The 25,232-nt window shown below is 71.4% G+C and carries 15 protein-coding genes; 7 read left to right on the top strand and 8 right to left on the bottom strand.

Annotation, left to right across the window (positions count from 1 at the left end):
- Positions 1–31: 31 nt before the first annotated feature.
- A complete protein-coding gene (locus tag ABZV44_RS05430; RefSeq protein ID WP_354832320.1) occupies positions 32–367 on the top strand; it encodes a YnfA family protein in 336 nt (111 codons plus the stop codon).
- A 166-nt stretch (positions 368–533) separates the two neighbouring features.
- Here the strand turns inward: ABZV44_RS05430 and ABZV44_RS05425 are convergent, their stop codons facing one another.
- Entirely contained in the window at positions 534–1,163 is a 630-nt protein-coding gene (locus tag ABZV44_RS05425) for a TetR/AcrR family transcriptional regulator (protein WP_354832319.1), read from the bottom strand.
- Positions 1,164–1,283: 120 nt separating this feature from the next.
- On the opposite strand from ABZV44_RS05425, the gene ABZV44_RS05420 reads away from it, so the two are divergent.
- Complete coding sequence (locus ABZV44_RS05420; protein WP_354832317.1) at positions 1,284–2,744, top strand: MFS transporter; 1,461 nt, start codon at positions 1,284–1,286, stop codon at positions 2,742–2,744.
- On the top strand, positions 2,741–3,427 hold the full coding sequence (locus ABZV44_RS05415) for an SGNH/GDSL hydrolase family protein (RefSeq protein ID WP_354832315.1): 687 nt from the start codon (positions 2,741–2,743) through the stop codon (positions 3,425–3,427). The genes ABZV44_RS05420 and ABZV44_RS05415 overlap by 4 nt, the downstream gene beginning before the upstream one ends.
- Positions 3,428–3,541: 114 nt before the next feature.
- Here ABZV44_RS05415 and ABZV44_RS05410 read toward each other — a convergent pair whose 3' ends face one another.
- The gene (locus ABZV44_RS05410; protein WP_354832313.1) at positions 3,542–3,892 is read right to left on the bottom strand and encodes a hypothetical protein; all 351 of its coding nucleotides are present in this window, start codon (positions 3,890–3,892) and stop codon (positions 3,542–3,544) included.
- Between the two features lie 189 nt (positions 3,893–4,081).
- Between ABZV44_RS05410 and ABZV44_RS05405 the strand changes: the two genes are divergently transcribed.
- Positions 4,082–5,065 (top strand): glycosyltransferase family 9 protein, encoded by a 984-nt coding sequence (locus tag ABZV44_RS05405; protein WP_354832312.1) that lies wholly within the window; start codon positions 4,082–4,084, stop codon positions 5,063–5,065.
- A 63-nt stretch (positions 5,066–5,128) separates the two neighbouring features.
- Here ABZV44_RS05405 and ABZV44_RS05400 read toward each other — a convergent pair whose 3' ends face one another.
- The gene (locus ABZV44_RS05400; RefSeq protein ID WP_354832310.1) at positions 5,129–6,058 is read right to left on the bottom strand and encodes an EamA family transporter; all 930 of its coding nucleotides are present in this window, start codon (positions 6,056–6,058) and stop codon (positions 5,129–5,131) included.
- 164 nt (positions 6,059–6,222) lie between these two features.
- Complete coding sequence (locus ABZV44_RS05395) at positions 6,223–6,549, bottom strand: metalloregulator ArsR/SmtB family transcription factor (RefSeq protein WP_354832308.1); 327 nt, start codon at positions 6,547–6,549, stop codon at positions 6,223–6,225.
- Between the two features lie 182 nt (positions 6,550–6,731).
- Here ABZV44_RS05395 and ABZV44_RS05390 point away from each other — a divergent pair, with 182 nt between their 5' ends.
- Together ABZV44_RS05390 and ABZV44_RS05385 are read left to right on the top strand one after the other, a co-directional pair.
- The gene (locus ABZV44_RS05390) at positions 6,732–7,415 is read left to right on the top strand and encodes a M23 family metallopeptidase (protein ID WP_354832306.1); all 684 of its coding nucleotides are present in this window, start codon (positions 6,732–6,734) and stop codon (positions 7,413–7,415) included.
- A 184-nt stretch (positions 7,416–7,599) separates the two neighbouring features.
- Positions 7,600–8,658, top strand: coding sequence for a hypothetical protein (locus ABZV44_RS05385; protein WP_354832304.1), 1,059 nt, complete (start codon positions 7,600–7,602; stop codon positions 8,656–8,658).
- Here ABZV44_RS05385 and ABZV44_RS05380 read toward each other — a convergent pair.
- Positions 8,609–8,935 (bottom strand): hypothetical protein, encoded by a 327-nt coding sequence (locus tag ABZV44_RS05380; protein ID WP_040857932.1) that lies wholly within the window; start codon positions 8,933–8,935, stop codon positions 8,609–8,611. The genes ABZV44_RS05385 and ABZV44_RS05380 overlap by 50 nt on opposite strands.
- Before the next feature lie 195 nt (positions 8,936–9,130).
- On the opposite strand from ABZV44_RS05380, the gene ABZV44_RS05375 reads away from it, so the two are divergent.
- Positions 9,131–9,466, top strand: coding sequence for an RNA polymerase-binding protein RbpA (locus ABZV44_RS05375; RefSeq protein WP_040857934.1), 336 nt, complete (start codon positions 9,131–9,133; stop codon positions 9,464–9,466).
- Positions 9,467–9,531: 65 nt separating this feature from the next.
- Here the strand turns inward: ABZV44_RS05375 and ABZV44_RS05370 are convergent, their stop codons facing one another.
- The 3 genes from ABZV44_RS05370 to ABZV44_RS05360 all read right to left on the bottom strand — a co-directional run bounded on the left by ABZV44_RS05370 (position 9,532) and on the right by ABZV44_RS05360 (position 25,048).
- The gene (locus tag ABZV44_RS05370) at positions 9,532–10,314 is read right to left on the bottom strand and encodes an ABC transporter permease (RefSeq protein WP_354833114.1); all 783 of its coding nucleotides are present in this window, start codon (positions 10,312–10,314) and stop codon (positions 9,532–9,534) included.
- Between the two features lie 92 nt (positions 10,315–10,406).
- Complete coding sequence (locus tag ABZV44_RS05365; RefSeq protein WP_354832301.1) at positions 10,407–11,399, bottom strand: ATP-binding cassette domain-containing protein; 993 nt, start codon at positions 11,397–11,399, stop codon at positions 10,407–10,409.
- Positions 11,396–25,048 (bottom strand): amino acid adenylation domain-containing protein, encoded by a 13,653-nt coding sequence (locus tag ABZV44_RS05360; protein ID WP_354832299.1) that lies wholly within the window; start codon positions 25,046–25,048, stop codon positions 11,396–11,398. The genes ABZV44_RS05365 and ABZV44_RS05360 overlap by 4 nt, the downstream gene beginning before the upstream one ends.
- Between the last annotated feature and the right edge of the window lie 184 nt (positions 25,049–25,232).

Genomic DNA, 25,232 nt, shown 5'->3' with positions numbered 1-25,232 from the left:
ACACCGGTCGCGGACTCTAGGGTGGGCTGCCATGACCGTCATGCGATCGATCGTGCTCTTCGCGCTGGCCGCCGTCGCCGAAATCGGTGGCGCGTGGCTGATCTGGCAGGGAGTGCGCGAGCACCGCGGCTGGCTGTGGATGGGGGCGGGGGTGGTGGCGCTCGGCTGCTACGGGTTCGTCGCCACCCTGCAGCCCGACGCCCACTTCGGGCGCATCCTCGCCGCCTACGGTGGCGTCTTCGTGGCGGGGTCGCTGCTGTGGGGCATGGCGCTGGACGGCTTCCGGCCCGACCGCTGGGATGTGATCGGCGCGCTGGTGTGCCTGGCCGGGGTGGGGCTCATCATGTACGCACCGCGCTCGGCGTGAGACACGCGGGTGCGAGACACGCGGTGACATTGCTCCACGTGAAACCGGCTGCGCCCGAACCGCATTCACGCATGCCACGCATCGCCACCGGATCGCGCCGACGTGCAGTCGATGCAGAATTGCCGGGCGCGAACGGATTACGCCTTCCCGCCGGTCACGGCGATGGTCAGCGGCCGGCCCCGAGCAGGCCGTCGATGATCGCGCGCGCGGTGGGCAGCGCCGTCTCGTCACCCATCCGCGCGGCCGTATTCGCCGCGGCCACCACCGCATCCAACTGGAACGCGACGGCGTGCGGGTCCAGCCCGGCCAGGTAGCCCTGCTCCTGAGCGCGGCCGATCTCCTTCTCCAGCACCGCGAACCAGTCGTCGCGGTCGGCCGCCAGGGCGTCACGCACCGGGCCCGGGCGGCTGTCGAACTCGGGCACGCTCGCGCCCCGGAAGCAGCCGCCGGGTAGCAGCGGCTCACCCACGTAGTCGAACCAGTGGTCGATGATCGCCCGCAGTCGCGGCATGCCACGGTCCGCGCTCAGGGCGGGGCGGACGACGTGCTCGATGAACACCTCGCGCGCCGACTGCACCGCGGCCAGCTGCAGGTTCTCCTTGGTGCCGAACAATGTCGCCACCCCCGACTTGCTGACCCCGAGATCCCCGGCGAGCCGGCCCAGACTGAGCCCGGTCAATCCCTCGACCGAGGCCACATCGGCGGCGTGACGGGCGATGGCCGCGCGGGCGCGGGCCCCCTTGAGCCGCCGCTGATCGGAAATCTCCTGCTCGGAAGGCTGCACCGGTTCATCCACCTCTTCATCTTCGCACCAACGGTTGCTTTTACGCACGATCGGTCGTACTTTTCATAAATACGAACGATCGTGCGTACTGTTTTGATCCAGCTCCGACACCCGTTCCGTGGAGAGCCCGTCATGACCGACATCAGCCGGCATCAGCCCGCAGCACCCGAAACCTCCCCGCCGAGCATCGAAGCTCGCGCCGGCCGATCCCTCTCGGCCACCACGTCCTCCGACCGCCCGGCCCGCCTCGCCCTGCTCGTCGCCTCCGGCGCGGCGTTCGTGTCCTTCCTGGACCTGTCCGTGGTCAACATCGCCTTCCCCGCCATCACCCGCGACTACCCCGGCACCGCCGCCACCACCCTGACCTGGGTGGTGAGCGGTTACGCCGTCGCCTTCGCCGCCCTGCTCACCCCCGCCGGACAGTTGGCCGACGCCCTCGGCCGCGGTCGCGTATTCCTCACCGCCCTGGCCGGATTCGCGCTCACCTCACTGCTGTGCGCACTCGCGCCGGGGGCGGACTGGCTCATCGCCGGCCGCTTCCTGCAGGGCGCGACGGCAGCCTTCCTCATCCCGGCCGGACTCGGCCTGGTCCTGAGCGTCACCCCGCCCGCCCGCATCGGCGTCGCCATGGCCGCCTGGACCGCGGCCGGTGGATTCGCCGCCACCGTCGGCCCGGCCGTGGGCGGCGCGCTCGTCGACTGGTTCGGCTGGCGTTCGGTCTTCGTCATCAACGTGCCGATCGCGGCACTGCTCATCGCCACCGGGCTGCGGCTCGCGCGCGGCGATCAGCGGCACGCGCAGGGGCTGCCCGATCCGATCGGCACCGTCGCCACCGGACTCGGCATCGGCGCGGTCGTCGCCGCGGTCACCCAGGGACAGCAATGGGGTTGGGGCGCTCGGCAAACCCTCGTCACCGGTCTCGGCGGGCTCGTACTGCTGGGCCTCGCACTGTGGCGGTCGCGGACGCATCCGCGTCCCGCCATCGCGGTCGGGCTGTGGCGCAGCCACCACTACGCGCTGGTCAATGCCGTCGCCTTCGTCTTCGGCGCGACCATGTTCGCGTGGCTGCTGGCCGGGCCGCTGTGGCTGGACACCATGTGGCACTACTCGGTGCTGCAGTCGGCGGCCGCCATGACCGTCGGCGCGATCGCCTCCATGGTCACCGCGGTCCTGGCCGGGCGCGCGCCGGTGCCGTGGCAGCGGTGGCTGGGCGTGCTCGGCGCCGTCATGTTCGCCGCGTCCACCCTCTCCATGAGCACCGGCAGCTGGGACGCCACCCCGGCGCTGTGGACGGCGTGGGTGCCGGCCGGACTGCTCGGTGGCGGCGGCATCGGCCTGCTCATCACCGTGCTCGGCACCGCCGCCGCGCGATCGCTGCCGCCGCACCGGTTCGCGGCCGGGGTCGGCATGAACCTCACCGCCCGCCAATCCGGCGGCGCGCTCGGGGTGGCCGTGCTCGCCGCGGTCTTCGCCGCCCACCCGGCCCAGCCGCTCACCGCCTTCCACACCCTGTTCGCCGTGTGCGCCGGAATCGCCGTCGCCGCAGCCGTTCTCGCCGCCCTGCCGATCCGAGCCGAGGAGCCCCAGCCATGACCGCCCGCACCGAAGCCACCGATCCGTTCACCCTGTCCGATCCGGCGGCCGCCGCCCTCCTGCGCGACGTGCCGTTCCGGCGGTTCGCCGTCATCGGCGACTCCACCGCCGCCGGCACCGGCGACCTCTGGCCCGGCTACGCCACGGTCCCCTGGGCCGACCGCGTGGCGCGCTGGCTGCTCGCCACCCACCCGAGCACCGACTACCTCAACACCGGCGTCCTGGGCGCGGTCATCGCCGACGTCACCACCACGCAACTGCCGGCGCTCGAGGCATTCCGCCCGGACCTGGTGCACGTCACCTGCGGCGGCAACGACCTGTTCCTGCGCAATGCCCGGCTGCCCGATGTGGAGGCCGCCCTCGACGAGCTGTGCACCCGGGTGGCCGCCACCGGCGCGCGGCTGTCCCTGTTCACCCTGGCCGACTCCTTCACCGGGCGCATGGCTCCCCTGCGCCCGCTGTTCGCCGGATTCGCCGACGCCGTGCGCCGCGTCGCCGAGCGCCACGACGCCATCCTCACCGAATTCTGGGACCACCCCGCGCGACTGCGCCCGGACTGGCTCTCCGCCGATCTCATCCACCTGACCATGGCCGGGCACGCGGTGGTCGCCGCCGAGATCGCCGAGAACCTGGCCCGCCACAGCGCCCGCGAACTCCCGCCCGAGCTCGTCCGGCACCCCTGAGCCCGCCCCGGAAACGCCCGATGCCGCACGCGGTGCAGTCATGCACCCTGTGCGGCATCGCCTTTCACGCAGGAAAACGCTATGCGGTTGTCGCGCTCACGGTTTCGCGTCCACTCACTTCCACAGCGCCGCGATGAAGACGTTCAGGATCGCCAGCCCGCCGGCCGCGTGGGTCATCCACGCCACTTCCTTGCCGCGCTTGGCGTCCGCACGCCCCATTTCGGCGAAGGCCGCAACCAGCACCGCCACCACCAGTTTGGTGATCATCTTCGCCATATTGGGGTCCTTGCCCAGCGAATGGATCGACTCGGCCATGCCGAGCAGGATCACCCCGGTGAGGATCTGCACGCGCGCACCCCACACCATCAGCTCCGACACCCGCGGCTGGGAGGCGACATACCCGCCGACCACCGCCGCCATACCGAGCAGGTGAGCCGTGACCATGAGGTTGTAGACGACCGTCATGACTGCACACGGTAATCCATCCACCCGCGACAACGACAGCCGGTAGTAACAGCGGTTTTCCGCCATGGTGCGGACCGGTCCCCTGGGTTTCACCCCCGCGCGGGCCGGGTAGTCCTCACGCAATGGTCCCCGCACGTCCGGTGGCGGACCGCAGCGTCGTGGGCGACGTGAGCGGCTAGGAGAATTCAGGTGGCGGTTGTACTAGTGCTGCGAGCACGCGGATTGGGTGATCTCCTCACCGCCGTTCCCGCGTTGCGCGCCCTGCGCCGGGCCCGGCCCGGCGACCACATCGCACTGGCAGCACCCCATCGCCTGAAACCCATCGTCGACCTCATCGCCTCCGTCGACGAAATGGTCCCCATCCACGACACCGTCGGACTGCGCTGGGACGGCGAATCACCGGCCCTGGCCGTCAATCTCGACGGCACGGAAGGCATCGCGGAACTCACCCGCACCAAGCCCGAACGTATTCTCACCTACCGCAATCCGGCGTTCCCCGATCTGCCCGGCCCGGAATGGCAGCCCGAGATGCACGACGTGGACCGCTGGTGCCATCTGCTCGAATCCGACGGCATCGCCGCCGACCGCCGCAACCTCGGCCTGGTGCCGCCGGTGGCCAGCACCAGCCACCGCGACGCCGTGGTCGTGCACATCGGCGCGGGCGCGACCGCCCGGCGCTGGCCGGCCGACCGGTTCGCCGCTGTGGTCCGGCATCTGCTGGTCCAGGATCGCGATGTCGTAGTGACCGGTGACGAATCCGAACGCGAGACCGCGCTCGGCGTCGCCACCCGCGCGGGACTCTCCTCGGCGCGAGTCCTCGCCGGCCAGCAGAACCTCATCGAACTGGCCGCCACCGTCGCCGAGGCCGGCCTCGTGGTGTGCGGCGACACCGGCGTCGCCCACCTGGCCACCGCCTTCGGCACCCGCACCGTGCTGCTCTTCGGCCCCAACCCGCCCAGCCGCAGCGGCCCGCCCCCGCACCTGCTCGGCCGCCACGCCGTGCTCTGGGCCGGGCAGACCGGCGACCCGGACGCCGACGACATCGACCCGGGGCTGCTGAAGATCGGTGTGCCCGAGGTCGTCAACGCCGTCGACAAGCAACTGCGCAAACGCCCCTGGCCCGGCACCGGATTGGACCGCCGCGCCCAGCAGACCTTCCGGCGGGTGGGGTGAATCCCATCTTCGGAACTCTGCGGGGCTTCGCCGGGCGAATCCGCTGAGATCGCGCGACCGCGTTCATTCCCGCGATCGGGACGGCCGCACGTTCCCGCGCAACCGCGGACGGCTATCACGTTGTGTCGCACTGAGAGTCAGAGCCGCCATCACCAGCGCTATGCCCGCGAGTTCGGGGGCAGCGGGCCGTTGGGCCAGCGCGAGCGCGCCGATGACGGCCGCGGTGGCCGGGAGCAGCGCCAGCAGCAAGGCGAAACGGGCGCGGCCGACCGTGCGCAGGACCAACTGGTCGAGGGCGTAGGGAACGGCACTGGACAGCACGCCGACACCGACGCCCAGCAGCCAGGTATCCGCGTCCGCGAAAGCGGCTGGGGCGAGCACACATTGGCGCGTCACCAGCATCGGGGCCAGCAGGAGTGCGGCCGCGGCCATGCCGACGGCCAGGGCGTCCAGGCCCGAACCCGCGTCGGCGACCCGCTTGCCCAGCAGGATGTAGCCCGCCCACAGCGCGGCCGCGAGCAAGGCGAACCCGACACCGGCCGGCCGGGCATCCGAGGAGACGCCCGCCAGCGCGAAGACACCGGCGACCACCAGGGCGACGGCGAGGAGATCGCGGGGCCGGCGTGACCCGAGAGCGGCCACCGCGACCGGTCCCAGGAATTCGATGGCGACCGCCGTGCCGAGCGGGGTCCGCGCGATCGCCTCGTAGAAGGCGATATTCATGCCCAGGGTCACCACGCCGAACCCGGCAGCCACCCCGATCGAGCGGCGGGTCCAGCGCCGGCGCCAGGGCCGCCGCCACGCCAGCAGGGCGACACCCGCGGCCGCCGCACGCAGCCAGGCCACCGTCGCGGGTTCGACCGTGCCGAACAGATGGACGCCGATCGCCGCACCGAGATACTGCGAGACGCCGCCCGCGACGAAGATCAGCGGCACCGACCAGCCGGGTAGCACTGTCCGGCGCGGACTCTCGACAACGACGGACGTACCCACCCCGCCACCGTAACCGCCCGGCCGCCCGGGTCTCGGCGATCCAGCCGTACGCCGCCCTGCTGACTGCTGCCCGTCTCCTGACTCGGGTCCGCTCCCGCAGCCTCGCGTCTGCTCCTGCGACCCCGGCCCGTTCCCGCCCCGTTCGGCCGGCCCGCAGGTTCGCGCTACTCGGAGGAGGGTCCGGTCTGCGCGCTGGACAAGGCCGCGGAGTAGGCGGCCAGGGCGCTGGGCCAGAACTGTTCGAGATAGTCACGCGCATCGGCCAGCCCGCGCGGGTCCAGGGAGTAGAGACGGCGGTTGCCCTGCGGCCGCATCATCACCAGGCGTGCCTCACGCAGCACCTTCAGATGCTGGGAGATTGCCGAACTGGTGACGCCCAATGCCTCGGCGAGTTCACCCACCGATTTCGGGCCCTGCGGAAGGGCTTCGAACACCGCTCGGCGAGTACCGTCGGCGAGGGCGCTCAACACCCGCACTCCATTAGTGACCACTTAAGCAGAGTGCCCGCACCGCCCTCCCGGGGTCAATTCGCCGGCAAACCCCGGAGGCCGACGTCATCCACGAATTGCCCGGTGCCGTTATCGTCTCGTAATACACGAACTGGACTTTCGGTGCACTGTGACGGTCGCAACTCGGCTTCTGAACGACACCAGGCTTCTCGTACGGTCGAGCAATGCCCGTAACCGTTCCGTTATCTCGCCTGCGTGGAACCGGCCGGTACCGCTCGGTCGCGACCCGCGCCGCGGCCGTCACCGCCGTCGTCGGCGCCACCTTGACCGCGCTGGCCGCCACCGGCCCGCACGCCACCCACGAGCTCGCGGGCGACTCCGTGGCAAACGCGGCCCAGGTCGACGGCGCGTTCACCGCTTTCACCCCGCGCGAGGCGCAGATGCCGCAGGTGGTCCCGCAGCCGGTGCTCGACTTCCTCGACGGCCTGCACGCCGAGCAGGCCCGCCCCAAGACCGTGCGCCCGGTCGCCGGTCCGCTCACCTCCGGCTTCGGCATCCGCTGGGGCGCCATGCACGCCGGCATCGACTTCGGCGCGGGCTTCGGTGCTCCGATCCACGCCATCACCGACGGCACCGTCATCGAGGCGGGCCCCGCCTCCGGATTCGGTCTGTGGGTGCGGGTGCTGCAGGACGACGGCACCATCGGCGTCTACGGCCACATGCAGGACATCCTGGTCCAGGTGGGCCAGCAGTTGCGCGCCGGCGACGTACTGGCCACGGTCGGCAGCCGCGGCTACTCCACCGGACCGCACCTGCACTACGAGGTGCACACCGGCGGCGGCGCGCCCGTCGACCCGCTGCCCTACCTGGCCGGGCGCGGCATGGACGTCGGCATGTCCGCCGACTGACCCCACCGCTCATCCGGGCGCCCGCTGCAGGGCGCACGGATCGGTTGCGCGACAACGGCGTTCGCGACCCACGCAGAACAGCCCCGGCTCATACCGCCGGGGCTGTTCTCATACCCGGGTACTACGTGCCCACCCCACCGCCGGGGGACGTGGCGGGCGGCCGCACGGACCTAGCGTCACCGTCATGACCACGCTCGATCGTCCGCCGCTCGCGCCGTTCACCCCCACCGTCCCCGCTCGCCGGCTGCACCGTCCCCTGCTCGTCACCACCGCGGCCATGGCGGCCCTGGCCGTGTTCTCCCTGGGCGCCATGGCCTTCGACGATCGCATGCTGCTGGGCGAATCGGTGTGGCTCAAACCGCTCAAGTTCGCCATCGCCATGGTCCTCTACTGCGGCACCCTGGCCTGGCTGGTGTCGTTCCCGCACCGCGGGCAGCGGCTGACCTGGTGGATGGGCGCCCTGTTCGCCGCCACCGCCATCGTGGACGTCGGCTTCGTGGTGGTGCAGGCCGCGCGCGGCACCTTCAGCCACTTCAACACCCAGCACGACGCGGTCAACACCATCGGCCAGTGGGTGTTCATGACCGGCGTGCCCGGACTGTTCCTCGCGAATCTGGTGATCGCGGTGACCCTTTCGTGGCAGCGCGTCACCGACCGGCCCACCTCGCTGGCCATCCGCGCGGGCCTGGGCATCGCGGTGTTCGGCATGGCGCTGGGCTACACCATGGGCTTCAGCGGCCAGCAGCAGACCACCGACGCCTACGGGCACCCGGTCCGGCTGGGCGCGGGACATACCTTCGTCAGCGGGCAGCCCGCCGTCCGCGACGGTGTCGAGGGCATGCCGATCACCCATTGGAGCACCGCGGGCGGCGACATGCGGATCGCGCATTTCGCGGGCCTGCACGGCATCCAACTGCTCATCGTGGCGGCCATCGTGCTGGCCCGCCTCGCCCCGGCCGTGACATGGCTGCGCACCGAGCGCACCCGCACCCGGCTGATCGGGGTGCTGGCGCTCGGCTACACCGCTCTGGTGGCGCTGCTGATGTGGCAGGCGCTGCGCGGGCAGCCGGTGACCCGGCCCGACGTTGAAACCCTCACCGCCCTCGGCCTTGTCGCCGCCGTCACCGCGCTCGGCATCGGCCTCGTCTACGCACTGGGCGTGCGCGCCCTGCCCGCCGGCCGCCACGCCGCGGTCAGCGCAGCCGTTCCGCCTCGCGCGTCAACGCCACCAATGTCGCGGTGAGATCGGCGAGTTCGATCATCTCGGCGCCCTCCGCGACCGCCGTGGCCACATCCTCGGCGGCGCAGCGGGCGGCGAACCAGCGATCGGACAGGTCCGAGACCTCCTGGGCACTGAGCACCACCGAATCCTCGGGAATGCCGGTGCCCTTCACGCTGTTTCGATGTTCGTACGCCCGCTGGCGACACGATTGCCGGCAGTACCGCCGGCGGCGTCCGATCTCCGATTCGGCGATCTCCCGCCCGCACCATTGGCAGCAGGACAGCACGCGTCGAGACATGGTCCGTCACATTAGCGGTTTGCGGCCGCGACCGGGCGCAAGGGCACGCCGCGGCGGAGTGGGCGCGCCGGACGAGTAGGATGGCAGGGTTCTCCCACGGGAACCGACACGTGCGCGGCTGCGTTGACAGTAGGTAGCGCAGCTGCAGAAACACTGATGTAGAACATTGCCGACAGGCGAGAAGGGACCGCACTCATGGCAGATCGCGTACTCCGGGGGTCTCGGCTCGGAGCGGTGAGCTACGAGACCGACCGCGACCACGACCTGGCGCCGCGTCGGATGGCGCGGTACCGCACCGACAACGGCGAGGAATTCGACGTTCCCTTCGCCGACGACGCCGAAATCCCGCCGACCTGGCTGTGCCGCAACGGCCAGGAGGGCATCCTGCTCGAGGGCACCACACAGGAGCCCAAGAAGGTCAAGCCGCCCCGCACCCACTGGGACATGCTGCTGGAGCGTCGCAGCAAGGAGGAGCTCGAAGAGCTCCTGCAGGAGCGCATGGAGCTGCTCAAGACCCGCCGCCGCGGCTGAGCACCGCGACAACACGGGAAGGGCCCCGCACCACACCGGTGCGGGGCCCTTCCCGTGTTGTCGGCTCAGTGACTGGCCACCTTCCGGTACTGCAGCAGGGCGATCGGCACCGAGATCGCCAGAATGGCCAGCGAACAGTAGACGGAGTATTCGACGCAGTGGTCGGCAGGCCAGCCGGTGGCCGGTTCGAACGACGGCGGGGAGCCGTTGTCGAAGAGTTTGCGCCCGGCCGCCGACACCGCGGTGATCGGATTCCAGGCGGCGACGGTACGCAGCGGGCCGGGCAGCGTCTCCCCGGAGATGAAGGCCGAGGAGATGAAGGTCAGCGGGAAAAGCCAGATGAGACCGGCACTCTGGGCCACCTCGACGCTGGGCGACATGAGCCCGGTGATCGCCCCGACCCACGACATGGCGAACGCGAACAGCAGGATCACCCCGAATGCCAGCACCGCGTCGATGATCGACCCGTTGATCCGCCAGCCGACCACGTACCCGCAGACCACCATCACCGCCAGCGCCAGAATGTTGACCACCAGGTCCGACAGGGTGCGGCCCATCAGCACCGCCAGCCGCGACATGGGCAGCGTCCGCATCCGGTCGATGATGCCCTTGTGCAGGTCGTTGGCCAGGCCGACGGTGGTGAACGCGGCATTGAAAGCGACTGTCTGCGTGAAGATTCCGGCGAGCAGGAACTCCCGGTACTGGCCGCCGCCCAGGGACGCGCCGAAGATGTAGGCGAACAGGAACACGAACATCAGCGGCTGGATGGTGGCCGTCACCAGCAGGGTGGGCACCCGCAGGATGGTCAGCAGGTTGCGGTAGGCCACGATCGCCGAGTCACGCACCACCCGGGGTAGCAGCATGACGGGTCCCTCGACACGGGGGCGGCCCTGTTCCTCCTCGGGCGGCGCGGGAGCTTCCGGTTCGGCGGGGAGGGTCGTCACGACAGGATCTCCTCTTGGACAGACTCGGGGGCGGGGACGTCCGGCTTGCGTTCGCCGGATTTGCCGGTGAGGGAAAGGAATACGTCGTCGAGGGTGGGCCGGTCCACGACCGCGTCGACCACGTGCACCCCGGCGTCGTCGAGGCGGCGCAGCGCCTCCACCATGGTGCGGCTGCCGTCGCCGACCACCACGGTGACCGTGTCGGCGCCCTCGTCGAATTCGGCTTCGCCGATGCCCACCTCACCCAGCACCTGCTGTGCGGGGGCGGGATCCTGGCCGGGCGCGAGGGTGACCGTGAGCTTGTCGCCGCCGATGGAGGTCTTCAGTTCGTCGGCCGACCCGCGGGCGATGACCCGCCCACGGTCGATGACGGTGATGCGGTCGGCGAGGAGGTCGGCCTCCTCCAGGTACTGGGTGGTGAGCAGCACGGTCGTGCCGTCGTCGACGAGTTCGCCGATGACACGCCACATGTCGAGGCGACCGCGCGGATCCAGGCCGGTGGTCGGCTCGTCCAGCACGACCACCGGGGGCCGGCACACCAGCGCCCCCGCCAGGTCCAGCCGGCGGGCCATACCGCCGGAGTAGGTGCCCGCCCGCCGCCCGGCCGCGTGGTCGAGGCCGAGGGCGGTGAGCAGTTCGGTGGCGCGTTCGGCCGCCCGCTTGTGGTTCATGCCGTACAGCCGGGCCACCATGCGCAGGTTCTCGAATCCGGACAGGTTGGCGTCGATGGCCGCGTACTGGCCCGACAGGCCGATCCGGGTGCGAACGCGGGCCGGATGTTTCAGCACGTCCACGCCCGCGACGTGCACCGATCCCGCGCTCGGGCGTAGCAGGGTGGTGACGATGCGGACCGTAGTGGTCTTGCCCGCGCCGTTGGGCCCGAGCAGGCCCATCACCGTGCCGGACGGGATCTCGAGATCGATACCGTCCAGCACCCGCACCTTGCCGTAATACTTCACCAGCCCTTGGACTTCCACGGCCAGACTCATCGCATACCCTCCCGCCGGGCTCGGATGGCTGCCAGCTGATCCCGCAACACCGGCCCGATGACGGCGAGGGATTCGGGCGTTGTCATGCCGGCGTGCGTGCAGCGCACCAGCTGGTCGTGCACCGCACCGGTGACGTAGGGCTGCCAGGCCGCGGCACAGCGGTCCGGGTCGGCCCGGTTGATCTCGTCGTCGGCGGCGGTGAAGAACAGCAGATCACCGTCGAAGACGCGGGGCCGGAACCCGTGCGCCTGCGCCGCGCCGTTCTCGTATCCGGTGTAGAGCCGTTCCAGGTGCTCGACGGTGAGCGCCGCGAACGGCCCGGATCGCCCGCGGAGCAGTTCGGCCGCCTCGGTGAGCGTCAGGCGCGAATCGATGTCGGCGTCACCGCCGAGCAGGTCGGAACCGAATTCGGCGACCACGGCCGCCACCGACGGCACCGCGTCCTCGAGCCACCGGTCCGACAGCTGGTAGCTGTCCATCATGGCCAGCAACGCGACCTCGTCACCGGCCTCCTGCAGCTGCACGGCGATCTCGTGGGCGATGAGCCCGCCCAGCGACCAGCCCAGCACCTGGTAGGGGCCCGTGGGCTGCACCGACTTCATGTGCGCCACATAGTGTTTCGCGGCCTCGGCGATGGTGCGGTGACCAGCCTCCCCGGCCACGTGCGGGGCCTGCAGGCCGTACACGGGCCGCTCCGGCGGCAGATGCGACAGCAGCCCGGCGAAGCACCAGGACAGGCCGATGGCCGGATGCACGCAGAACAGCGGCGGCACACCGGAATCGGCGACCGCACGCAGCGGCAGCACCGCGCCCAGGGCCGCGGTCAGCGCGGCGCCCGCGTCGCCCTCGGCGGCGGCGAGCCGCCCGGCGATGGCGGCCGGGGTGGACTCGCCGAACATGGCCTGCACCGGCAGGTCGATGCCGCCCGCCCGCAGCTGGGCCACCACCTTGGTGGCCAGCAGCGAGTTGCCGCCGAGTTCGAAGAACCCGTCGTCGGCGCCGACCTGTTCGACGCCCAGCACATCGGCGAAGGCGGCGCACAGCGCCTCCTCCAGCGGGGTGGCGGGGGCCCGGTAGCCCTCGCGGGCCGCGAACACCGGTTCCGGCAACGCCTTCCGGTCGAGCTTGCCGACCGGGGACAGCGGCACCCGGTCCAGCAGCATGATCGACTGCGGGACCATGTAGTTGGGCACCAGCTCGGCCACGTGCGCGGTCAGCTCGGCGGTGGTGGGCGCGGTTCCGGTGCGCGGCTTCACATACGACACCAGCGCGGTGGAGCCGGCCGGGGTGCGGTACCCGATGGTGGTGGCGAACTCCACCTCCGGGTGCTTGGCCAGCGCCGTGTCGATCTCGCCGAGTTCGATGCGGAAGCCGCGGATCTTGACCTGGTGGTCGGTGCGGCCGACGTATTCCAGATCCCGTGCGCCGCCCTCGCTTTCGAGCCAGCGGACCAGGTCGCCGGTGCGGTACATGCGCTCACCGGGCTTGCCGAACGGGTTGGCCACGAACCGCTGTGCGGTCAGGCCCGGGCGGCGCAGGTAGCCGCGCGCCAGCGCCGCGCCGGCCAGGTGCAGTTCCCCGGTGACCCCGGCCGGGGCCGGGTGCAGGCGCGCGTCGAGCACGCTCGCGCCGACCCCGCGGATGGGTCCGCCGATGGTGATCTGCCCGCCGGGCGTCATGGGGTGCGAGATCACCGTGACGATGGTGGTCTCCGTCGGCCCGTACACGTTGTAGAGCCTGCGGCCCGGGGCCCACCGGCTGACCAGGTCCGGGGGCAGCGCCTCACCGCCGACCAGCACGTGCCGCAGTGCGGTCACGCCGGCCGGATCGACGGTGCCCAGCGCCGAGGTGGTGATGAAGGCGTGGGTGATGCCCTCCTCGATGAACACCTGCCCCAGTTCCTGCCCGCCGACCACACCCTGCGGGCTGATCACCAGGGTGGCGGCCCCGCCGAGAGCGAGCAGCAGGTCCAGCATGGCGGCGTCGAAACTCGGTGTGGCGAAGTGCAGGACCCGGCAATCGGGGCCGACGTCGAAGCGCTGCGCGGTCTCGGCGGCGAAGTTGGACAGGCCGCCGTGGGTGACGACCACGCCCTTGGGGATGCCGGTGGAGCCGGAGGTGTAGATGACGTAGGCCGGGTTGTGCATGCGCAGCGGCACGATGCGTTCGGCGTCGCGGATCGGCGCGTCGGAGGTGGCGAGCACCCGGCGCCGGAACGACGGCGCGTCCAGCATCGTCCAGTTGGCCGCGTCGGGCATGCGCTCCCGATAGCCGGAGAGCGTGATGCCCACGGCCGCACCGGAATCCAGCAGCATGTGGCTGATGCGCTGCTCCGGGTAGTTCGGGTCGACGGGCACGAACGCGCCACCGGCCTTGGCGATGGCCAGCATCACCGCCACCGATTCGGCCGAACGCGGAATCCCCATGGCGACCAAGGTTTCCGGGCCCACTCCGTAGCCGATGAGCACCCGCGCCAGCCGGTTGGTCCAGCGGTCCAGAGCGTCGTAGGAGATCTGGGTGCCGTCCGAGCGGACCGCGATGGCCGACCGGTTGAGGTTGGCCGCGGCCTCGAACACCTCCGGGAAGGTGATGGGCAGACCGGGCTCGGTGCCGCGGACCGGCGCCAGCGCCGACCATTCGGCCGAGTCCAGCACGTCCAGATCGCCCACGGCGGTGGCCGGATGCGCGGCGGCCGCGGCCAGCAGCCGCACGAACCGCTGTGCCAGCCGCTGCGCGGTCGCCGCCTCGAACAGGTCGGAGGCGTAGTTCACCGACACCGTGATGCCGTCGGGTTCGCGGCGCGGCGTCCAGGATTCGGTGAGGGTGAACTGCAGGTCGAACTTGGCGATGCCCGGGTCGGCGTCGTCGGCCTCGATGCGCATGGCCGGCAGCTCCAGCACCCGCGCGGGCTGGTTCTGCACCGACAGCATGACCTGGAACATCGGGTGATGCGCCTGGGAGCGCACCGGATTCAGCACCTCGACCAGGCGCTCGAACGGTACATCGGCGTGGGCGAAGGCCTCCAGATCGGTGTCGCGGACCGCACGTAGCAGGTCCCCGAACGCGGCGCCGCCGTCGATGTGGGTGCGCAGCACCAGGGTGCCGACGAACATGCCCACCAGGCGGTCCAGCGCCGGATGTCCGCGTCCCGCAATGGGTGTGCCGACCGTGATGTCGTCGTCGTGCGTCAGGCGATGCAGCAGTGCGACGAGTGCCGCGTGCAGCACCATGAACATGGTGACGCCGTGTTCGGCTGCCAGCGCCTGCAATTCGCGGTGGGTGAACGCGTCGAGCTTGCACTCCACCGTGCCGCCCCGGTAGGTCGGCACCGGCGGCCGCGGCCGGTCGGCGGGAACGGAGAGCCGTTCCGGGATGCCGTCGAGGGCGCGCCGCCAGTAGTCGAGCTGGCGGCTGATCACCGAGTCCGGATCGTCCTCGCGCCCCAGCACATCCTGCTGCCACAGCGTGTAATCGGCGTACTGGATGGGCAGTTCGGGCCATTCCGGGGTCTGCTTGCCGGTGTGCGCCCGGTAGGCGGCGGCCACATCGGCGGCCAGCGGCTGCAGCGACCAGCCGTCCATGGCGATGTGGTGCACGACCAGCACCAGCACGTGTTCGGTCTTGCTGCCGGTCAGGCGCAGCAGGGCCGCGCGCACCGGCACGCTGGTGGCCAGGTCGAAACCGCCGGCGGTGACGCGGCGGATCTCGCCGGGCACCTCGTCCGCGGCGACCGTCCGCACCGGCAGCCCGACCGCCCCCTCGCCCGGCTCCAGGATCCGCTGGCAGGGTTCGCCGTCGATCTCCGGGAAGACGGTGCGCAGGGTCTCGTGACGGTCCTGCACGGCGTGCAGGGCCGCGCGCAGTGCCGGGATGTCCAGCTCACCGTGCAGGCGCAGGGCGACCGGAACGTTGTAGGCACCCAGCGCTTCTCCGTGCTCGCCGGCGTTGAACTTCTCCAGGAACCACAGCCGCCGCTGGGCCGCGGAGAGCGGGATCCGCGCGGGCCGGGTGCGCCGGCGCGGTTCCGGCCGCAGATCCGCCGAGGAGGATCCGGCGTCCAGGGCCGCGGCGAGTCCGGCCACGGTCGGCGCGGCGAAGACCGACCGCACTTCCACCCGCACCCCGGTGACGGTGGCCAGCCGGGCCACCAATTGGGTGGCCAGCAGCGAGTTTCCGCCGACTTCGAAGAAGCTGTCGTCCGCGCCCAGGGCCTCGGCACCGACCAGCTCCCCCATCACCTCGGCGACCAGGCGTTCGGTGTCGGTCTCCGGTTCCCGCGAGACCCCGGCGACGACGGCCGTGGGCTGCGGCAGCGCCTCGCGGTCGAGCTTGCCGACCGGGGTGAGCGGAATGTGGTCGAGCAGGGCGAGGGCGCTGGGCACCATGTGCGCCGGCAGGTGCTCGGCGCAGTGCGCGCGCAGCTCCTCGAGATCGGGTGCGGCGGCGTGGTCCACGGGCAGCACGAACGACACGATGCGGCGCGCGCCCGCGATCTCGCGAACCTCGGTGTGGGAGAAGCGGATCGCGCGGTGGGCGGTGAGCACGCCGTCGATCTCGCCCAGCTCGATACGGAAACCGCGCAGCTTCACCTGGTGGTCGCTGCGGCCCAGGTAGACGATGTCACCGTCGCGGGTCCAGCGCACCACATCGCCGGTGCGGTAGATGCGAGAGCCCGCCGGGCCGTACGGATCCGCGACGAACCGGGAGGCGGTGAGCTCGAACCGCTCGAAATAGCCGCGCGCACAACCCTGTCCGCCGATGTACAGCTCGCCGGGCACGCCGACCGGGACCGGGCGCAGGCGCTCGTCCAGGACCACGGCGCGGGCGCCACGGACCAGGTTGCCGATGGTGATGGGCTCGCCGACCCGCAGCGGCGAGGAGATGGTGACCACGATGGTGGTCTCCGTCGGGCCGTACACGTTGAACATCAGGCGGCCGGGGGCCCAGCGCGCCACCAGTTCCGGTCCCACGGCCTCGCCGCCGACCATGATCGCGCGCAGGTGCGGTAGCGGCCAGCGGTCCCGGTCGATGGTCGCCAGCGCGGCCGGGGTCATGAAGGTGTGGCTGACCCGTTCGCGTTCCATGAGCTCGGCCAGTTCGTCGCCGCCGTACACGTCGGGCGGGGCGATGACCATGGTCGCGCCCGCGCAGATCGCGAACAGCAGGTCGTAGACGGAGGCGTCGAAGCTCGGGGACGAGAAGTGCATGGGCCGCGAGTCCCGGTCGACCCGCGCGCGCTCACGGACCTCGTCGGCGAAATTGGACAGGCCGCCGTGGGTGACGGCCACGCCCTTGGGTTTTCCGGTCGAGCCGGAGGTGTAGATGATGTACGCCAGATCCGTGGTCCACAGGGTGCCGGTGCGCTCGGCATCGGTGATCGGCCCGTCGTCGAGGACCTCGAGCTCGTCGAGCAGTACGGCGTCGTCGAGCAGCAGCCACTCCACGCTGTCGGCGCCGTCGGCGGCGTGGAGCCGGTCGGCGTGCTCGGTCATGCTGACACCCACCCGGCAGCCGGAGTCGGCGAGCATGTGCTGCACCCGGTCCGCCGGATAGTTGGGGTCCACCGGCACGAACGCCGCGCCACACTTGGTGACGGCCAGCGCCGTCAGCACCGACTCCACCGACCGGGTCAGGCCCAGCGCGACCCGGTCACCCGGGCCCAGGCCGCGGTGGATGAGCGCCCGCGCCAAGCGGTTCGAATACACGTCGGATTCCAGGTAGGTGAGCTCGGTGTCGTCGAGCCGCAGGAACACCCGGTCGGCATGGAGGTGCGCGGTGGCCGCGAAGTAGGCCGCCAGGCTGCACTGGGGCTCCGGCGTGGGGCCCCAGGCCGGGGTGAGCATGTCGTGCTCGAGTTCGGTGCGCGCGTCGATGTCACGGATGCGCACGTGCGCGTCGGTGGTGACGGCGCCGAACACCTTGACCAGGCGCTCGGCCAGGATGCCGACCGTCGACTGGTCGAAAAGCTCGGCGGCGTAGACGAATTCGAAGGCCCGCTGGTCCTCGCCCGCGCCGGGCAGCACCCGCAGCTCCAGATCGAACTTGGCCAGCGCGATATCGAGTTCCTCGGCCTGCAGCGACAATCCGGGCAGCCGCAGCGCGGGCACCGGGGTGTCCTGCACGGTCAGCGCGACCTGCAGCAGCGGGCTCGCGCCGTAGCGGCGCTGCCCGGCGTCAGCGGACTGCAATTCCTCCACGACCCGCTCGTAGGGCACCTCGGCGTGCGCCATGGCGGCCAGTTCGGTGTCGCGGTCGGCCTGCAGCAGTTCGGCGAAGCCGCGGTCGGGGTCCACATCCGAGCGCAGGATCAGCGTGTTGACGAACATGCCGACCAGATCGTCGAGGCGGGTGTCGGTCCGCCCGGCCACCGGGGTGCCGACGATCACGTCACGGCCGCCCGTGACCACGCGCAGCAGCACGGCGAGCGTGGAGCGCAGCACCATGAACACGCTGACGCCGTGTGCCCGGGCGACCTCGGCGAGCCTGCGCTGCACGGCTTCGGGCACCTCGAACCGCACCGATCCGGCCCGGTGGGTGGGTTCGGCCGGGCGGGGCCGGTCGTAGGGCAGCGGCAGTTCCCCGGGCAGCTCGGCCAGCGCGTCACGCCAGTAGGCCAGCTGGGTGGCGGCGGCGCTCTCGGCGTCGTCCTCCGTGCCGAGAATCGCGCGCTGCCACAGGCTGAAGTCGGCGTACTGCACCGGCAGCGGCGTCCAGGTGGGGGCCGCACCGCCGTGGCGGGCGGTGTAGGCGATGGCCAGGTCCCGGGTCAGCGGGCCCAGCGACCAGCCGTCGGCGGCGATGTGGTGCAGCGCGATGCCGAGCAGGTGCCGGCGGGTTCCGGTGCGCAGCAAGGTCATTCGCAGCGGGATCTCGCGGGTCAGGTCGAAGCCGCGCCGCGCCAGCGAGCGCAGGGCGTGGCGCGCGCCCACCTCGTCGGTCTCGACCACGTCCAGCATCGGCAGGCACCGTGCGGTGTCCAGCACGACCTGGTAGGCGCCCTGGGCGTCCTCCGGGAAGACGGTGCGCAGCACCTCGTGGCGCTCGGCCACGTCGGCCAGCGCCGCCCGCAACGCGTCGATGTCCGGATCGCCATCGATCCGCAGCACGAATGCGATGTTGTAAGCGCTGGATTCGGGGGAATATCTGTTGAGGAACCACAGTCGCTGCTGCGGCAACGACAGTGGCACGCGCTCCGGGCGCGGCGTATGCACAGCCAGCGCTACCCGCTCGGCCCGGGGCGCTTCCGCCAGCCGTGCGGCCACCCCGGCCACCGTCGGCAGCTCGAAGATGTCGCGCACCGGCAGCTCCACCCCGAACTGGCCCTGCAGGGCCGAGGTCAGGCGGGTGGCCAGCAGCGAGTTGCCGCCGATCTCGAAGAAGTTGTCGTCCGCACCCGGCATGAGGCCGCCCAGCACACTGCCGAAGATCAGCGCGACCTGTTGCTCCAGTTCGGTTTCCGGGGCGCGGGTGGGCGCGGCGGCCACGAACTCCGGTGCGGGCAGCGCCTTGCGGTCCAGCTTGCCGGTCGGGGAGACCGGTACGGCGTCGAGCACGGTGAGCGCGGCGGGCACCATGTAACCCGGCAGCCGTCCGCGCGCGGTCTCGAGCACCGCGGCCGGGTCGATGTCGGTGTCGGCGGTGAGATAGGCGACCAGACGTGGGATTCCGCGCTCGTCGTGGTGAACGACGGTGAGCGCGAAGGTGACTCCCGGATGCGCGGCCAGCACGTGGTCGATCTCGCGCAGTTCGATGCGGAAGCCGCGGATCTTGATCTGATCGTCGGCCCGGCCCAGGAAGCGCAGCTGTCCCGCCCGGTCGGCGACCACGAGATCGCCGGTGCGATACATGCGTTCGCCGCGCCGTCCGTGCGGGTTGGCCGGGAATTGTTGCGCGGTCAGGCCGTGCCGGCCCAGGTAGCCGCGGGCCAGGCCGGGACCGGACAGGTACAGCTCACCCGCCACGCCCGGCGGCACCGGGTGCAGGCGGCCGTCGAGCACGAACAGCCGCATACCGCGCACGGGCCCGCCGATCGGCACCGGCTGCCCCGCGAGCATGGGCCCGGTGGCGGTGGCGGCGACGGTGGCCTCGGAGGGCCCGTACATGTTGTGCATGCGCCGCGCCGGGCGGCCGGGCCGGGAATCCGGTGCGGTCCAGACCTCGACGAGGTCCTCGGGGCAGGCCTCGCCGCCGACGATGACGGCCTCCAGCTCCGGCAGGTCGGCGGCGGGCACGGTGGCCAGGGCCGCGGGCGTGACGAAGGCGTGCGTCACGTGCTCCTCGCGCAGGATGCGAGCCAGCTCGGCGCCGCCGAAGACGCCCGCGGGCACCACCACGATGGTGGCCCCGGCCGCGAAACCGAGCAGCAGTTCCAGCACCGACGCATCGAAGCTGGGCGACGAGAAGTGCAGGGTGCGAGCCGAATCGGTGACCTTGAACAGGTGCATCTGCTCGTGCGCCAGCGAGGCGATGCCCGCATTGGTGACCACGACGGCCTTGGGCTTGCCGGTGGAACCGGAGGTGTAGATCAGGTAGGCCGGCCCGCCGATGCGCAGCGGGTGGTGCCGGTCCGCGTCGGTGACCGGGGTGTCGGGGAACTGCGCGCACTCCTGCGTGAGCTGCTCGGAGCCGAGCAGCAGCCAGTCGACGTAGCTCTTGCGGTGGCGGCCCCGGTTGCCGGGCCAGGTGGTCGGCATGTTCTCGCGCCGTTCGGCATTGGTGATGCCGAGCATGGCGCCGGAATCGGCGAGCATGTGGGCGATGCGGTCGGCCGGATAGTCGGGGTCGACGGGCACGTACGCGGCACCGGTCTTGGCCACCGCCCACACCGCGAGGATGCTCTCCAGGCTGCGCGGCAGCGCGATCGCCACCACCACCTCCGGGCCCGCGCCGTGCTCGATCAGCACCCGCGCCAGGCGGTTCGAGCGTTCGTCGAGCTCCCGGTAGGTGGTGTCGACGCCCAGGTAGCGGACCGCGACCGCGTCGGGCACCCGCTCGGCGGTGTCGCTGAGCAGCCGTGCCAGGGTGATGCTGGGCACCGCGGGGGAACCGACGATGGGCACCAGCTTCGCGATCTCCCGGACGTCCAGCAGCGGCAGGTCGCCGACCGGGGTGGACGGGTCGGCGACCGCGGCGGCCAGGAGCGCGCCGAAGCGCCGCGCGATGGCCTCCACCGTGGTCCGGTCGAAAACGTCGGCGGCATAACCGAATTCGGCGATGAGTCCGGCGTCCTCGGCGGGGACTCCGGCCGGTTCCTGGACGGTCAGCTGCAGATCGAACTTGGCGACGTCGGTGGCCAGGGGCACCACCTCGGTCTCCACGCCGGGCAGGTCGACATCCAGCTCGGGGTTGCTGTCGTAGGACAGCATCACCTGGAACAGGGGGTGCCGGGCGGCGGAGCGCTCGGGATTGACCACCTCGACGAGCCGCTCGAACGGCACGTCGGCATTGGCGAAGGCATTGAGGTCGGTTTCGCGGACCTCGGCGAGCATGCGGTCGAACCCGGCGGCCGGGTCCACCCGGGTGCGCAGCACGAGGGTGTTGACGAACATACCGACCAGATCGTCGAGCGCCGGATCGCTGCGCCCGGCGATCGGCGTGCCGATCACGATGTCGGTGGTGTTGCACAGGCGCGCGAGCACCGCGGCCAGCGCGGCGTGCAGGACCATGAAGGTGCTGACCCCGCGTGCGGCGGCAACCCCGGCCAGGGCCCGGCGGGTCTGCGCGGAGATGTCGAACTCGACGGTGCCGCCGGCGGTACTGCGGTGCCGCGGGCGGGGGCGGTCCATCGGCAGGTCCAGCTGGTCGGGCAGGTCGGCGAGCGCGGCGCGCCAGAAGGCGAGCTGCCGGGCCAGGGCGCTGGCCGGGTCGGCCTCGTCGCCGAGCAGTTCCCGTTGCCACAGTGCGAAATCCGCGTACTGCACCGGCAGCGGCGTCCACCGCGGCGCCGCGCCCTGGGCGCGGGCGGCGACCGCGGTGATGATGTCGCGGCTCAGCGGGGCGATGGACCAGCCGTCGCCGCTGATGTGGTGCAGCACCACCAGGAACAGGTGGGTGTCGGGCCCGATGGCGTACAGCGCCACCCGGACCGGGGCCTGGCTGCGCAGATCGAAGCCGTACCCGGCGAATTCGCTCGCCAGCGCGACCGCGTCCTCGCCGGTGGCGTCGATGGGATCGAGGGTGAGCGGGATCTCCGAGGCCGGGTGCACCAGCTGGCAGGGCCCGTCGGGGGTGTCGGGGAAGGTGGTGCGCAGGCTCTCGTGCCGTTCCAGCACATCCACCAGGCCGGCCCGCAGCGCCGGAATATCCAGGGGCCCGGTCAGTTTCACCGCAAAGGCCATGTTGTAGGCCGCCGCGTGCTCGGCGAACCGGTTGAGGATCCACAGCCGCTGCTGGGCCAGCGACAGCGGAAGCTGTTGCGGCCGTTGCCCGGCCACCAGTTTCGGGGAGGTGTTCTCCGGCTCCGCGGCCGAGAGCCGGGTAGCGAGCGCGGTGATGGTGGAGGTTTCGAACAGATCGCGGATGGTGAGCGACGCGCCGAGGGCCGCGTTCACGCGTGCGACCGCCCGGGCGGCGGTCAGCGAGTTGCCGCCGAGGTCGAAGAAGCTGTCCTCGACGTCGAATTCGTCGGTGCCGAGCACCTCGGCGAAGATGCCGGTGAGCTGGTGTTCCATGGCGGTGCGCGGGGCGGCGACGGGCCGGGCCGGGCGGCGGGCGCCCGCATCGGGTGCGGGCAGCGCCTTGCGGTCCACCTTGCCGTTGGCGCTGAGCGGTAGCTCGTCCAGCACCATGAGGTACGACGGCACCATGTAGCTGGGCAGGGTCCGGCGCACCGTGGCGGTGAGGTCGGACGCGTCGAGGTCGCCCGCGCCGGGGGCGGGCACGACGTAGGCGATGAGCTCGTCCCCGCTGCGGCCGCGGCGGGCCACGCACACGGCGCGCGCGACGCGGGCGTCGGCCAGCAGGACGGCCTCGATCTCGCCGAGTTCGATACGCAGGCCGCGCACCTTGATCTGGAAGTCGCTGCGGCCCAGGTATTCCAGGACGCCGGCGGCGCCGGTGCCGCGCCAGCGCACCAGGTCGCCGGTGCGGTACATGCGGGCGCCGGGGGTGAACGGGTTGGCCACGAAACGGTCGGCGGTGAGGGCGCCTCGGCCCACATAGCCCCGGGCCAGCTGGACGCCGGCCAGGTACAGCTCGCCCACGACGCCCGGGGCGACCGGCTGGAGCCGGGCGTCCAGCACATAGGTGCGGGTGTTCCAGATGGGCGAGCCGATCGGGACGTCGGTGCTGCCCGGAGTGCAGTGCCAGGCGGTGACGTCGACGGCGGCCTCGGTCGGGCCGTACAGGTTGTGTAGCTGCGGCGCGTCGGCGCCGCTGCCGAGGGCGGCGTGGAATTCGGCGACGGTGGCGGCGGGCAGCGCCTCACCGGAGCAGAAGACCCGTGACAGTCCGGTGCAGCCCCGCACATCGGTGTCGGTGAGGAACACCGACAGCATGGACGGCACGAAATGCGCGGTGGTGACGCCCTTCTCGGCGATGACGCGGGCCAGATACGCGGGATCGCGGTGCCCGTCGGGGGCGGCGATGACCAGGCGGGCCCCGATCTGCAAGGGCCAGAAGAACTCCCACACCGAGACGTCGAAGGTGGCGGGGGTCTTCTGCAGCACCACGTCGGAGGAGTCGAGCGGGTAGGCGTCCTGCATCCAGCGCAGCCGGTTCACGATGGCGGCGTGGGTGACGCCGACGCCTTTGGGCGTGCCGGTGGAACCGGAGGTGAAGATGACGTACGCGAGGTGGTCGGGACGCAGCGGCGCGGTCCGATCGGTATCGGTGACCGGGCGGCCCGGGTGCCGCGACGCATCCGCGGTGTCGATGTCGAATCGCGGTGCGGTGCCGGGCATGTCGAGGCTGTCGCGCGACGCGGTGAGCACGCACAGCGGCCGAGCCTGGTCGAGGATGGCCTCGATGCGGTCGGCCGGGTGGTCGGGGTCGATGGGCAGGTAGGCGGCGCCCGCCTTGACGATGGCGTACATGCCGACCAGCAGGTCGAGGCTGCGCCGGACGGCCAGGCCGACCAGGGTGTCGGGTCCCGCGCCGCGCGTGATGAGTTCGCGGGCCAGCCGGTTGGTGCGCTCGTCGAAGGCGGCGTAGGTGAGGGTCTCGCCCTCGAAGTCGAGCGCGATCTGATCGGCGGAGGCGGCGGCCCGGTCGGCGAACAGCCCGGCCAGGGTGCCCTCCTGGCGGGCCACCTGGGTCGAATTCCACTCGTGCAGGACGCGTTCGCGTTCCGGATCGGTGAGCACCGGCATGTCGGCGACCGGCGTCTCCGGGTCGGCGGACACGAAGCGGGCCAGATAATCCAGCAGCCGGTCGTGGTGCGCGGCGAGTTCGGCATCGCTGTAGAGGCGCGGGTTGGCCTCGAAGTCGATGTGGATGCGATCGCCGAGGCCGTTGTAGAGGTTGATCGACAGGTCCTCGACCGGGCCGGTGGACAGCACGTTGATGGCGCCCATCAGGCTGCCGAACTTCAGCTCGCTGTGGAAGAGCATGAGGTTGACCATGGGGCCGAAGAAACCGCGGGCGTCGCGCGAATAGCCACAGTCCCGGCGGATGTCGTCGCTGCGATAGCGCTGGTGGCGCAGGGCGCCGGTGATCTGCAGCTCGACCGCGCGCACGGTGTCGGCGACGGTGTGGGTGTCGGTGAACTGCACGCGGATGGGCACCACGTTCGAGACCACACCGCTGGAACGGCGCAGCGCCACGGTGGTGCGCGCGGACACGGGCAGGCTCAGCACCACGTCCTGGGTGCCGGTGACGGCCCGCACGTAAGCGGCCAGGGCGGCCACGAACAGCGCGGAGCTGTTGGAGCCGGAGGCAGTCGCGGCGGCCTCGACGGCGGCCTGGGCGTCATCGGCGAGCACGCCGGTCGCGCTGCGGCGGCCGGCGTCGGACACCGCCGGCAGCATTCCGTTGCTGGACAGGGTGATCGGCTCGCCGGCGCCGTCGAGCTGCTGGCGCCAGTAGTCGCTGTCGGTGACGAAGCGGCTGGTCTCCCGGTAGCGGTTCTCGTCGGAGTAGATGGTGGCCAGCGGGGTGGCCCGGGAGTCGGCCGGCTCGTCATGGGCTTCGAGGGCCGTATAGATCTCCGCGGCGCGGGTGGTGGCGTTCATGGCGCCGTAGCCGTCGATGACGATGTGGTGGCCGCGGCTGTACCAGATCCAGTCGGAGTCGCCGACCTGCAGCACCACATTGGTGGTGAGCGGGTCGTGCTCGATGTCGATGGGCGAGCTGGCGTGCTCGTTCATCCAGGCGAGGGCCGCGGCGCGCGGATCGGTCTCGGCGCGCAGGTCGTAGCGGGCCCAGCCGGGCCGCCGGTGGTAGTCCACCAGCTGGTGCGGCACCCCGTCGATCTCGATCAGGCGCACGTGGCCGACTTGGCTCTCGGCGCCGTAGCGCTCGATGGCGTACAGCAGGCGGCCGACGTCCAGGTCGCCGTGAATCTCGACGTATTGCGCGATGGTGAGGGGGATGTCGGGCCGGATGCGCTGGGCGTACCAGAGAGCCGACTGCGCGGGAGAGAGCGCGAAAGGTTGAGCCGAGAATTCACCAGAAGAACATTGGTCGACACGGTCGGTGGCCAATGAACTCATCAAAAAACTCCGTTCTGCCGCTGTAGACGCAACTCCCCGAGCCCCGAAAATCGATCACGGTCCGCCCCGATGGCCCGGCGATCGCGCGCATGCGCGAGCCGTAGGACGTGATCCACGTCCTATGATTCGGAGCATCCCGCCGAGCGGATCGGTGGTGATCTCGAGTTGTCCGCAACGAACGGGC

The sequence above is a fragment of the Nocardia sp. NPDC004860 genome (assembly GCF_040609015.1).
In the GTDB taxonomy this organism is placed as follows: domain Bacteria; phylum Actinomycetota; class Actinomycetes; order Mycobacteriales; family Mycobacteriaceae; genus Nocardia.
The sequence above is the reverse complement of the archived record's forward strand: the minus strand, read 5'-3'. Positions and strand labels throughout refer to the sequence as shown.